This is a genomic window from Paenibacillus anaericanus, from assembly GCF_003994475.1.
GTDB lineage: Bacteria > Bacillota > Bacilli > Paenibacillales > Paenibacillaceae > Fontibacillus > Fontibacillus anaericanus.
This window is the reverse complement of the sequence record NZ_RZNY01000003.1, coordinates 23,889-36,717: the sequence shown is the minus strand read 5'-3', so window position 1 is coordinate 36,717 and position 12,829 is coordinate 23,889. Positions and strand designations below refer to the sequence as shown.

At 43.8% G+C, this 12,829-nt stretch carries 12 protein-coding genes; all 12 read left to right on the top strand.

Going from position 1 to position 12,829, the window contains the following annotated elements:
- The first annotated feature begins 10 nt into the window (after positions 1-10).
- The 12 genes from mgsA to EJP82_RS04325 all read left to right on the top strand — a co-directional run bounded on the left by mgsA (position 11) and on the right by EJP82_RS04325 (position 12,795).
- Positions 11-430 carry a methylglyoxal synthase gene (gene mgsA, locus EJP82_RS04380; RefSeq protein ID WP_127190825.1) on the top strand — a complete coding sequence of 140 codons (420 nt, stop codon included), beginning with the start codon at positions 11-13 and terminating at the stop codon, positions 428-430.
- Positions 430-1,143: a bacillithiol biosynthesis deacetylase BshB1 gene (bshB1, locus tag EJP82_RS04375; protein WP_127190824.1), complete on the top strand. Its 714-nt coding sequence runs from the start codon at positions 430-432 to the stop codon at positions 1,141-1,143. Before mgsA ends, bshB1 begins: the two co-directional genes overlap by 1 nt.
- A gap of 39 nt (positions 1,144-1,182) precedes the next feature.
- Positions 1,183-2,343, top strand: a complete 1,161-nt coding sequence (gene bshA, locus EJP82_RS04370; RefSeq protein ID WP_127190823.1) for an N-acetyl-alpha-D-glucosaminyl L-malate synthase BshA — start codon at positions 1,183-1,185, stop codon at positions 2,341-2,343.
- Between the two features lie 12 nt (positions 2,344-2,355).
- Positions 2,356-3,657, top strand: coding sequence for a CCA tRNA nucleotidyltransferase (locus tag EJP82_RS04365; RefSeq protein WP_127190822.1), 1,302 nt, complete (start codon positions 2,356-2,358; stop codon positions 3,655-3,657).
- Positions 3,647-4,621 carry a biotin--[acetyl-CoA-carboxylase] ligase gene (locus tag EJP82_RS04360; protein ID WP_127190821.1) on the top strand — a complete coding sequence of 325 codons (975 nt, stop codon included), beginning with the start codon at positions 3,647-3,649 and terminating at the stop codon, positions 4,619-4,621. Before EJP82_RS04365 ends, EJP82_RS04360 begins: the two co-directional genes overlap by 11 nt.
- Positions 4,622-4,900: 279 nt before the next feature.
- Positions 4,901-5,770 carry a 3-methyl-2-oxobutanoate hydroxymethyltransferase gene (panB, locus tag EJP82_RS04355; protein ID WP_127190820.1) on the top strand — a complete coding sequence of 290 codons (870 nt, stop codon included), beginning with the start codon at positions 4,901-4,903 and terminating at the stop codon, positions 5,768-5,770.
- The gene (gene panC / locus EJP82_RS04350; protein ID WP_127190819.1) at positions 5,767-6,672 is read left to right on the top strand and encodes a pantoate--beta-alanine ligase; all 906 of its coding nucleotides are present in this window, start codon (positions 5,767-5,769) and stop codon (positions 6,670-6,672) included. Before panB ends, panC begins: the two co-directional genes overlap by 4 nt.
- Entirely contained in the window at positions 6,665-7,048 is a 384-nt protein-coding gene (gene panD, locus EJP82_RS04345; protein ID WP_127190818.1) for an aspartate 1-decarboxylase, read from the top strand. Before panC ends, panD begins: the two co-directional genes overlap by 8 nt.
- A gap of 131 nt (positions 7,049-7,179) precedes the next feature.
- Positions 7,180-7,818 carry a tetratricopeptide repeat protein gene (locus EJP82_RS04340; RefSeq protein WP_307395710.1) on the top strand — a complete coding sequence of 213 codons (639 nt, stop codon included), beginning with the start codon at positions 7,180-7,182 and terminating at the stop codon, positions 7,816-7,818.
- 149 nt (positions 7,819-7,967) lie between these two features.
- On the top strand, positions 7,968-10,847 hold the full coding sequence (gene dinG, locus EJP82_RS04335; protein ID WP_127190817.1) for an ATP-dependent DNA helicase DinG: 2,880 nt from the start codon (positions 7,968-7,970) through the stop codon (positions 10,845-10,847).
- Positions 10,848-10,859: 12 nt separating this feature from the next.
- On the top strand, positions 10,860-11,507 hold the full coding sequence (locus EJP82_RS04330) for a redox-sensing transcriptional repressor Rex (protein ID WP_127190816.1): 648 nt from the start codon (positions 10,860-10,862) through the stop codon (positions 11,505-11,507).
- Entirely contained in the window at positions 11,497-12,795 is a 1,299-nt protein-coding gene (locus EJP82_RS04325; RefSeq protein WP_127190815.1) for an amidohydrolase, read from the top strand. The genes EJP82_RS04330 and EJP82_RS04325 overlap by 11 nt, the downstream gene beginning before the upstream one ends.
- Positions 12,796-12,829 lie beyond the last annotated feature (34 nt).

Below are 12,829 nucleotides of genomic sequence, written 5' to 3'. Positions count from 1 at the left end.
GATAAAACAGATGATGAATATAGCATTTATTGCACATGATCGGAAGAAAGACGATATTGTTAACTTCGTTATAGCATATGAACATGTTTTCAAGGATAAGAAACTTTATTCAACCGGAACTACAGGATTAAGAATAATGGAAAACACAAGTTTACAAATTCAACGTTTTCTATCCGGACCGCTTGGTGGAGACCAACAAATCGGTTCACTGATTGCTCAGAACGAGATGGATCTCGTAATATTTCTTCGCGATCCATTGTTGGCTCAGCCACATGAACCGGATATTACGGCATTGCTGCGTCTTTGTGATGTACACGGCATTCCGGTGGCTACGAATATGGCCACAGCAGAAATTCTTGTTCGTGCATTAGATCGTGGTGATTTCGGTTGGCGTGAACTCTTAGAACAACATAAGCCGGGACTTTCGTAATGAGTCAGGAACTTGATATTCTAATCTTTGGTGCACATGCAGATGATGCCGAGATTGGAATGGCTGGATTAATTGCCAAGCAAGTTGCCGCAGGTTCAAGAGTTGGGATATGTGATCTGACCGAGGCAGAATTGTCCTCTAATGGAAACGTTGAGTTGCGCAAAATGGAGGCTGCAGCTGCTTCAGAGGTGCTAGGTATTACCATGCGTAGCAATTTGGGACTACCTGATCGCGGCTTGTACATAACACCGGATAACATTGCTGCAGTTACTGGAGCCATCCGTAAGTATTCGCCGAGTATTATCTTTGCTCCTTATTGGGAAGACCGTCATCCTGATCATATAGCATGCAGTAAGCTAGTTGAGGAAGCTGTATTTAACGCGAAACTTCGTCGTTATATGCCAGATATGCCGGCAGTTCCTGCTCCTGATCTATACTTCTATTTCATTAATGATTGGAGAACTCCCGATTTACTCGTGGATGTTACTGATTATTATGAGAAGAAGGAAGAAGCACTTGGATGTTATCAATCTCAATTTGGACAAGCAGCCCCAGGATTAGACGTAGCCCCTACTCCATTGAATCAGGGATATGTGGAGCGGGTTAAAGCTAGGGATGCTCTGCTAGGCCAACGTAAGCTTATTTCATATGCCGAAGGTTTTGCAGTAAAATCACCTTACTTAGTAAATCTATTCGGGCCCATTAACACATAAATTATAGAGAAGCATGATTATTAAGGAGGCCCCCGATTTATGGACCGATTCTTGAAAATTGGCATTACCTGTTATCCGTCACTAGGCGGATCGGGGGTTGTGGCGACTGAGCTGGGTAAGCTTCTCGCTGAAAAAGGCCATGAAGTTCATTTTATTTCGCATAGCGTTCCGTTTCGCTTAGGAAGTTTTCATAAGAATATTTTTTATCACGAAGTAGATGTCAGCGATTATTATGTGTTTCGATATCCTCCGTATGATTTATCTCTAGCAACAAAAATGGCCCAAGTGGCCAAGTCACAACAGCTCGATATTCTACATGTTCATTACGCTGTACCTCATGCGGTATGTGCTTTCCTAGCGAAGCAAATGGTCGGGGATAATTTGAAGGTTGTGACGACTTTGCATGGAACGGATATTACTGTCTTAGCGCAGGATGAATCACTCAAGGACTTGATTCGGTTAGCCATCAATGAAAGTGACGCTGTGACTAGTGTGTCGCATGATCTGATGAAGGAAACTCGTGAAGTATTGGATATAGTAAGAGATATTGATCTGACTTACAATTTTGTAGATGAACGAGTTTATCATCCGCGTGATGCAATTGCATGCCGCAGTGACTTCGCTGCACAAGATGAAAAGGTGCTTATGCACATTTCTAACTTCCGCCCAGTGAAGCGGGTCAGCGATGTCGTCGACATTTTCAAGATGGTAAATGAACAGGTTCCTTCTCGCCTTTTACTTGTAGGGGAAGGTCCAGATCTACCGAAGGTTCAAATGAAAATTAAAGAAATGGGTTTAGAGAACAGGGTGCATTTTCTCGGCAAGCAGGATGATATCGCACATGTTATTTCCATGGCAGATATATTACTTCTTCCTTCAGAGAAGGAGAGTTTTGGTCTTGTTGCTTTAGAGGCGATGGCTTGTGGTGTACCGACAGTTGGAACGGTGGCTGGAGGGATCCCGGAGCTTGTGTCACATGGCCAAACTGGTTTTCTTGCTCCGATCGGAGCTACACGTCAAATGGCGGATTACAGTATTTTGTTGCTTAAGAATGAGAAGCTCGCTAGAGAGATGAGAGAGTCCTGCTTATTACGAGCGAGAAATGAATTCAGCAGTGATGTGATAACGGCCCAATATGAATCAATTTATTACCGGGTTCTTAATCGGGAGGCACCTCATTTAAACCCGACTTGCGGGTAAGGAGGTTTCAACATGAATTCCTGGAAACAGGTGAACCCCCTGATGTTGCGTCAGGGGGAAGATGTGCTGCGTAAGTTACTCGAAAGTGGCTTTCAGTGCTTTTTTGTCGGAGGATGTGTACGAGACGAACTGATGGACCGTCCGATTCATGACATGGACATCGCAACTTCAGCGAGTCCTGAGCAAGTCATTTCTTTGTTTGAACGTACCGTGCCAACGGGAATTCAGCATGGAACAGTTACTGTTTTAATGGAAGATTATCAATTTGAGGTGACGACATTCCGTAAGGAGTCTTCCTATGCGGATCATCGTCGCCCTTTAAGCGTGCAATTTGTAGATGATATTACGGAGGATTTACAGCGCCGTGATTTTACTATGAATGCCATTGCGCGTGACATAAACGGTGTTCTGATGGATCCGTTTCATGGCCGGGAAGATATTGAAGCTGGGCTAATTCGGTGCGTAGGAAATGCCTCAGAACGCTTTGACGAAGATGCACTTCGGATGATGCGGGGGATTCGTTTTGCTTCCATATTTGGTTTTCGTCCTGTAAAGAGCATGTGGCGTGGACTACTCGCTGGCAGAGACAAGCTGTCTTACATTGCGATGGAGCGCATTCGTGCAGAACTTGAACGGATTGTTCTTGGTCCGCATCCTCTTCGCGGACTTGCCTTATTAGATCGAAGTGGGTTGCTGCATTACACGAAAGTTCCAGTACCTTCAATTAATGATATTCGTAAAGATTTGCTTGAGACCTTAGGTAAGATTCAAGGAAATGAACCAGAAGTACGATGGTCTCTATTAATACAAGGTTTAGGAATTCAAGGGGATGAGGCGTCACGCATTATGAAGGCTTGGACATTCTCCAATGCGGTCGCACAAGGGACGGCAGAGATTGTGCAATTTGATGAAGCGTGGACGGAAGCTAAAGTTCGTCCCCATAATGAAGAGGAACTGCGTAGAGTGTGGACAACACTGCAAGTTAGGTTCGGTAAGTCTGTAACGGAAAAATGGCTAGAACGACAAGCTATACTGCTTGAAGGCTGCAATGGGGATCATGGAGGAGCGAATGATTCAAAAGTTAGTTCGTTAGAGATGACGAGACTATGGCATGAAAGTTTGTCAGTACATCGGGTTCAGGATTTAGCTGTAAGCGGAAATGAAGTTCTCTTGATCACCGGTAAACCGGGAGGTCCATGGCTCGGTAAGTTGATGAAACAATGGTTACTTAGTGTGGCCTTGGGCGACTTGCCCAATGACAAAGACATACTATTGGAACAAGCGAAAGCTGTGGTGAACCGAGATGAAAGATAACAAACTATTGAATATGTTACTACAAAATCCTGGGGAGTATATATCGGGTGAAGAAATTAGCCGTCGCTTGGGTATCAGCCGGACAGCAGTATGGAAACAAATCAACAAGCTTCGCTTAGAAGGTTATGAGTTTGAAGCCGTATCGCGCAAAGGCTACCGACTAGTTCATACACCGGATAAGCTGGAGTTTACTGCAGTGATTGAGGCAATGAAGACAAATTCGTTCGGAAGGCGTCTGAAACTTATAGATGTGACAACCTCGACTCAGGAGGAAATGCGGTTGCTCGCTGAACAAGGCGCTCCTTCTGGCAGTCTTATCATTGCTGAGGAGCAAACTAGTGGTCGTGGACGTCAAGGTAGGAAATGGCTATCACCTCCAGGTAAAGGGATATGGATGAGCCTTCTGCTGAGGCCTGAGCTTCCATTAACCTGTGCTCCCCAACTCACTTTATTATGTGCTGTTGCGGTTTGTCGGGCTATCAGAGCGGTCACAGGAGTAGATGCCGGGATAAAGTGGCCAAACGATCTGTTGGTTCAAGGACGCAAGGTATGTGGTATCCTTATTGAGTCCGTTGGTGAGGATGAACTGATCCGCTATTGTATAGCGGGTATCGGGATCGATGTGAATTTAGAGCCTGAAGATTATCCGCCGGAGTTATTAGCAATCGCTACTTCGCTCAAGATGGAGAGCGGTCAAGATTGTAATCGGGCCGTGCTGATTGGTGCAGTAATGAACGAATTAGAAAAGTTGTATGAATTATATGTGGAACAAGGGTTTGGTCCGATCTGTCATCTATGGGAAGCGTTATCGATTACCATGGGTAAAGAAATCACCGTTAAAACGGCTCGTGGCGACATTCAAGGGATTGCAGAAGGATTGGATCCTTCGGGAGCTCTGACGTTAATTAGTAAGGATGGCCAGCGAATAAATATTTACTCAGGAGAAGTACAACTTGGTGGATGAAATATAAGGCGTATTTTGTTATACTGTTGGCATGAGGCGGTATTAGTTATTCTAAACTGCACTCATGGCGGTATGACAGTGTGACTTATGAAAATTTCTTGAATTTGTTATTGGTAACGTTGGATTCTGCTCTGAGCCGTAAAGGACCGAGACAGAAGGGACGATCGAAAGTGACTCTTCTTTAGATTTCGGACCTTTTTAGTGCCTATACTAAAAGGTTTTTTGTCATGGGCGTTAAAGTCGGTGGGGATATAGAAATCATGAAGGAGATGGGCAAAAATGTCAGTTAAACGAGCATTGAATATTGTCAAAATAAAAAAAATGAAACAAGAGGGTAATCCTATTACGATGATCACGGCTTATGATTATCCTTCAGCCAAACTGGCGGAGGAAGCCGATATCGATATAATATTAGTTGGTGATTCACTTGGAAATGTGGTACTAGGCTACGATTCAACCATTCCGGTAACGTTGGATGACATGGTGTATCACTCTCGCTCCGTAGCAAGGGGAGCAGAACACACTTTTATCGTAACGGATTTACCTTTTATGACATACCACGGAAGTATAGATGAGACATTACGGAATGTGCGTCGATTGATGCAAGAGGGTCATGCTCATGCGGTTAAAATGGAGGGTGGAGCTGAAATTGCTACTACGGTTCAAACCATTGTCCAAGCAGGTGTGCCTGTATTAGGCCACATCGGTTTGACACCTCAATCGGTCAATCAAATTGGAGGATATCGTATACAAGGGAAAGACGAGCCGGATGCCCGCCGATTGATTAAGGATGCGAAAGCATTGGAGCAGGCTGGTGCATTTGCCATCGTACTAGAATTGGTTGCTGAGGAAGTAGCCGCTGCTATCTCCGCGGAAATCTCTATTCCGACAATTGGGATCGGTGCAGGTCGTGGATGTGATGGTCAAGTGTTGGTATACCATGATGTGCTAAAATATACTTCCGAATATAGGGAAAAGCGCTTCGTAAAAACTTATGCCAATATCGGGGATCAAATACGAAGTGGAATTTCAGAATACGTGAAAGAAGTTAAAACTCGCGTTTTTCCAGGGGAAGATCACGTGTTTGCTGCAGAAGAAGGTGTGCTTGATCAACTTTATGGCAAAGGAAAGGCGGAGTCGCACTCATGAAAGTTTTTACAGAAATCAGTGCCTTAAGAGCTTATTTGAAGGACACTAAATTTAACGCTGCTCGCTCTGGACAGCACTTGAGTGTTGGATTAGTGCCTACAATGGGATTCCTACATGAAGGTCACGCTAGTCTAATGAAGAGGGCTCGTATGGAAAATGATTTGGTCGTGCTCAGTATATTTGTGAATCCAATCCAATTCGGCCCTAATGAAGATTTCGAAACGTATCCACGTGATGCGGAGAAAGATTTGGCACTGGCTAAACAAGAGGGAGTTGACGTGGTTTTTCTACCTAGTGTGGAAGAAATGTATCCACGTCCGACCAAGACGACGATCTCGGTCAAAGAATTGACTGCTAAATTATGTGGTGCATCTCGGCCAGGTCATTTCGACGGAGTGACGACTGTGGTTGGCAAACTGTTACACATCGTTTCACCCAATCATGCTTATTTCGGACAGAAGGATGCTCAACAAGTTGCAGTTATTTCCCAAATGGTTGGGGATCTCAATATGGATGTTCAAATTATACCTTGTCCCATCGTGCGGGAGCATGATGGTCTCGCCCTCAGTTCACGGAACGTGTATCTAAGCCCTGAGGATCGTAAGGCAGCATTAGTGTTGTCCAGAAGTCTTCAGCAGGCTAGGAGTAAAGCTGAGGAGTCTGAGCATGTGACTGTGGGGGAGTTAAGACAAGAAATTCAGCAAATGATTCAATCAGAACCATTAGCTCAAATTGATTATGTAGAGTTTACCCAATTTCCAGGGATGATCCCTTTGGATGATATAACTTCCTTGAAGGACAGTGAAGAGGATGTTCTAATTGCACTTGCCGTACGATTTGGTAAGACACGCTTAATCGATAATATAATTCTAACTAAGAAAGGTGTCATCAACCATGTATAGAACGATGATGAAATCGAAAATCCATCGTGCCACCGTAACAGAAGCCAATCTGAATTATATCGGGAGTATAACAATTGACGAAGATTTGATGGAAGCTGCTGATCTTCTGGAAAATGAGAAGGTACAAATTGTCAACAATAACAACGGTGCACGACTAGAAACTTATGTTATCCCTGGCCCAAGAGGCAGTGGTGTGATTTGTTTGAATGGTGCAGCTGCTAGGTTGGTACAACCAGGAGACAACGTTATTATTATCTCCTATGCGCAAATGTCTGCTGAGGAACTCAGAAGTCATAAACCAACGGTTGTCTTTGTAGGCGAGAATAACCATCCAGTGGAAAAAGCGGATCAAGAGCTTCACTCGACTATCCGCTAATTTTAGTGGTTTGCAGTAAATAAAGCCCCCTTGTTATGCAATTAATACCTACGGGAATGAAAAGTGCTCCATTAACAGAAAATGAACGTAAGTTAAATACAGAGTTCATCTTCGTTAAGGGTGGGGTGCAAATGATGTTTCAGCATGTATTTGCGGAAATGAATGATATGCTGGATGAAATAACACGGCATTACCCGGTGGCCCAAGGAGTGCATAAGCAGGATCTAGGCCATAAATGGAACCTGCTCAAGCATATGAGTGACGGCATTATTGAGGAATGGCTTTGTTTCGAAGAGAAGATGGGTATTTTACGCCAAAATTGGGGGAGTCCTGAAGAAAGCCAGGAACTTGAACCACCGGATTTGGTGATGAAGAATGACGCCTTCGTGAAGGGGCAAGGTTATTACAAACTTCTGATGTATCCACAGGCAATGGGGCAATTCGAACATGTATTGGAACAGTTCCCTAATAGTTTCCTCACACACGCATACTTGGGCATGTGTCATCTGCATATGGGACAACATGAGGCGGCAGATTCACAATTTCAACAAGTACTAAAAGGTGCAGCTAATAAACGTTTACGTGGAATCATTTATAACGCACTTGGATGTATTGAAGCGAATCGCGGAGTGCGTGTGAAAGCCAAGGAGTATTTTACAATGGCTCATCACAGCGATCCGTCCTTGCCCGAACCTCTCGCTAATTTGGAAGCATGTATGCATCACTCCGGAAAGCTACAATTCGGGAATCAATTATCATCGCTGATATAACGCAGAATGAAATCCTTCCATTGAATAGCGATGCGAACACCCTTTGTATGGTGCGCATCGCTTTGTTATGTTGGAGGGACTAATTTTCAAAATTGAAATCTTCTGTTATGCTGTTAAAGAGACTGGGATGAAAGGGACTTATAAACGCAATGAAATATGCTGTACTTGATTTTGAAACGACAGGTAATCAGTCCTCGGATGAAATTATCCAAGTAGGGCTTGCCATTATAGATGATGATCTTACTGTGTCCCACGTTTATTCTTCCTTTGTTAATCCAGGAGTATCAATTCCACCGTTTATAACGGGGTTAACAGGCATTACGGATGAACTTGTTAAGGATGCACCAGATCTTGATGTGGTTATGATGGAAATGGTTCCATTACTTAATGATGTTGTGCTTGTAGGTCATAATGTGGCTTTCGATTTCAACTTTTTGCAGAGCTCATTGGATAGAACGGGTTACTTACCATTTACCGGACGAATTCTCGATACGATGGATTTCTTGAAGATTATTTTTCCTTCACTGACTTCGTATCAGCTAAGCCAAGTTTCTTCAGAGTTTGAAGTTCAGCATGATCGTCCACATCAGGCGGATAGCGATGCTCTGGCAACAGCTCTGATCTTCATAAAATGTTTGGAGGAAATTGAGGGTCTGCCGCTGCTCACCTTGCAACGTTTGTCCGATTTATTTGCAGGAGAAGATAGTGATTTAGGTTGGTTCTTTGATGCCATGTTGCAAGAAAAGGAACAACAGGTTGATCCTAATCCGAAAGGTCATACCTATTATCGGCAATTCGCCCTCCAAGTAGATGATTGGACGGAGATGATTCCTGCTAGGTATGGTGACGATACTAATCCATTGGGTAATGTGACATTCCAGCAATTTATGGATGGGGTAAGAGATCGACTACGTGCTAAACTGCCAAATTATGAAGAGCGAGAAGCACAGAACTTGATGCTTGACGAAGTCATGCAGGCTTTTCAAGAAGATAAGCATTTATTAATTGAGGCCGGAACTGGAACAGGTAAATCTCTAGGGTATCTTCTGCCTGCCATTTACCATAGTGTGAAACAAGATGACAAGGTTATGGTCAGCACTCACACGATTAATCTACAGGAACAGCTGCGCGAGCGTGACATTCCATTACTGACTGAAGTAGTGCCTTTTCCATTTAGAGCTGCCATTTTTAAAGGAAGACAGCATTATTTGTGTTTGAGAAAATTTGAACATAAAATAAATAGAAAAGACTTTGCAACACCAAAAGAAGAAGTAATGATCGCCGCACAAATGATTGTATGGTTGACCCAAACGGAGACCGGAGACGATGAGGAACTCAACATGGGGAATCGTGGGGGGGACTTCTGGGAGACTGTGGCTAGTGAGTCGGACTCCTGTCTGGGTCGTTCCTGTCCTTGGTTCCGCAAATGCTTCTATCATCGTGCTAAGCATGAGGCTGGTATCGCTGATGTAGTCATTACTAACCATTCCAAATTGTTCACAGATATTCAAGCGGGACATCAATTGCTTCCTAGCTATGAGCGATTGGTTATTGACGAAGCTCATCATTTAGAAGACGTAGCCGGAAAGCATCTGGGCCTTCAATTAAAGTACTTTACTGTTGTGCATACTTTGACACGTCTGTTCAAAGATAGTAAGACAGGACAACTTCCGAGTCTTAGAAGCGCCCTTCAGAATACGAAGAGTGAAAAGTCATCAGAGTGGTGTTCTATTATTGATGGCTTATATCGTTCTCTGCTGGATGTGAAAGAGAGCTGGGATAAGCTCAGCGAAATGCTCTTCGTGCTCATGCCTGACCGCAGTGATGCAGCTCCAGGAGATCCTGGACAGTTCGTTCTTCGGTTACTTCCAAATAGGAAGCCCAAGGAATGGGATGCTATTGAAGCATTAGAGAATCAGATTTATGTTATTCTGAGCGATGTGCTTCGCAAGGGAGAACGCATGCTAAGTGAGATTAGGGAAGAGCCAGATGATTACGGATCTGAAGGTTTAATGACGGATATCAGTGGATTATTCAAAGATATCGCAAACGAGCGTGATGGTTTGCGTTCTTTCATCAAACTGGATGACGAGGATACGGTGTACTGGATCGAAGGCAATGGTAATTACCGTAGTCGATCATTACAGATCTTTGCTGTTCCAATTGATGTGAGCGCCCAATTAAAATCGTATTTCTTTGATAAGAAGAAGAGTGTAGTGATGACTTCGGCGACATTGTCGGTCGATAAATCATTTCAATATATGATTGAACAGCTTGGACTTCAGGAGGCTGCCTCCGAAGATAGATTGGTTACTTCAGTGCTTCCATCTCCATTTAATTACCGTGATCAAGCACTCCTAGTAATTCCAAGGGATTTCCCGAGTGTTAAGGGGAGCGTAGGAGATGATCATTTTGTCAATACGCTTGTGCAGTCTTTAGCAGACACTGCAACTGTAACACAAGGTCGAATGTTGGTGTTGTTTACCTCTTATCGAATGTTACGGCAAGTGTATGATCCTCTTAAGGAACTGCTGTCTCAACGGGGAATTACGGTAATAGGCCAAGGGATGGATAGTGGTAATCGTAGTAAGTTAACTCGCAGGTTTCAAGGGCAGAGTGCTTCCGTTCTGCTTGGAACGAGTAGTTTCTGGGAAGGTGTAGACATTCCAGGTGAAGCTTTAACCAGCTTGGCAATTGTCCGTTTACCTTTCCAACCTCCCAACCATCCGTTGATTGAAGCGAAGAGTGAGCGACTTCAGAAGGAGAAGAAGAATCCCTTTATGAAGTTGTCTGTGCCGCAGGCGGTTATCCGCTTTAAGCAAGGTTTTGGACGGCTGGTCCGTTCTTCGCAAGACCGTGGAATTGTGGTTGTTTATGATACGCGCATCTTGGAATCCTACTACGGAAAATACTTTTTATATTCATTACCCGGACCGAAGATGGAGCATATGCCACTTGAACAGATGGTTCCACGTATTTCGGAATGGCTGGTCGCTGAAGAACAACAAGGTTCTTCTTTATCAGATTAGGAGGAAAAATGCATGAAATCAGAAAAAATATCGGATGCCGTGGTACGAAGATTACCCGTTTACTTACGTTTTCTAAATCAATTAAGTCAAAGGGAAGTACCTACAGTTTCTTCACAAGAGTTGGGTCAGAAACTGGCACTCAATCCGGCACAAATTCGTAAGGATCTTGCCTATTTTGGTGATTTCGGTCGTAAAGGGATTGGATACGACGTTTCTTATCTGATTGAGAAAATTCGTCAAATTTTAAACTTGGACCAACAAATTAATGTAGCTTTGGTCGGAGCTGGTAACTTGGGACAAGCACTTTCCAATTACAATGCTTACTTGAAGGATAATATGAAAATTGTGAGTATTTTTGATGCCTTTCCGTCGAAGATTGGTAGCAAAATCAATAATATTACGGTACAACCAATAGAGGAATTAGTAGAATCGGTCAAACAGAATAATATCCGAATCGGGATTATTACAGTTCCGGATACAGAGGCGCAGCGAGTAGCTGATGTTCTAGTAGCTGCAGGGGTAGAAGCAATCCTTAATTTCGCTCCTACAATTCTGAAGGTCCCACCTGAGGTGCGTATTCATGCGGCTGATTTTACAACGGACCTCCTGAGTTTAGCCTATTATTTGAATGGAAAGGAAACAGAATTGGATGAGTCATAAGTGGTTAATTAAAAATGGGACGATTGCGGTAATGGACGATGCACGTCCCGTAGTTAATGGTTATATGTTGGTTGAGGGAGATACGATAACGTATATTGGTGAGGAACGCCCTGAAGGTGCAGAAGGAGCAGAAATTTTTGATGGAGCAGGCCTTCTCTTCCTTCCAGGTTTGGTAAATACGCACGGACATGCGGCGATGTCACTGTTACGTGGGTATGGGGATGATCTTGCCCTACAAGTTTGGCTTCAGGATAAAATGTGGCCTATGGAGGCTAAATTTACAGGTAGTGATGTGTATTGGGGGACTTCATTGTCCGTGCTTGAAATGCTAAAAGGTGGGACGACGACCTTTCTAGATATGTATGACCATATGGACCAAGTGGCCAAAGTAGTAGAAGAATCGGGTATACGTGCTGTTCTTATGCGTGGTGCAATTGGGTTCTGCTCTGAAGATGAACAACGCCAGAAGTTAAATGAAGCTGTTGGATTTGCTCGTGACTGGCATGGCAAAGCAGACGGACGGATCACAACGATGCTTTCACCACATTCACCTTATACTTGTGCACCTAATTTCTTCGAGAAATTTGTTCAGGCAGCCCACGATCTTAATTTGCCGTTACATACGCATATGTCGGAGACTAAGACTGAAGTGGAACAAAATGTGAGTGATTATGGCATGCGACCGGTTCAACATTTACTCAATATGGGTATGTTCTCTCGTCCATCACTTGTTGCACATGCTGTGCATTTGAATGATGAGGAGATCGAAATCCTGGCAGCACATCAAGTAGGAGTATCCCATAATCCAGGTAGCAATCTAAAGCTCGCTAGCGGTGTTGCTCGAGTGCCTGAATTACTCAAAGCAGGTGTTACCGTTTCACTTGGTACAGATGGTGCTGCTAGCAATAATAACCTTGATATGTTTGAGGAAATCCGTTTGGCTGCATTGATTCATAAAGGGGTATCTGGTGATCCAACTGCTGTACCGGCATTACAAGCACTCAAGATGGGTACAGAGTATGGTGCTAAGTCAGTTTTCTTACAGGATACGGGCAAATTGGCCCAGGGAATGAAGGCCGATTTTATTGCTCTGAATACGGAGCAGGCTCATTTTCTACCAAGAACCGATTATATTTCTCATGCAGTGTATTCGGCCGGAGCGAAAGATGTGGAGCATGTTTGGGTGAACGGCAAACAAGTGATTAAGAATGGGGCTGCGCTGACTATTGACGAAGAAAAAGTGCGTTATGAAGCGCAAGCAGCTTATGAAGGATTGTTATCTCGTTAATTCGTCGTCATAGCTCAAACAAGTCATTAACGGG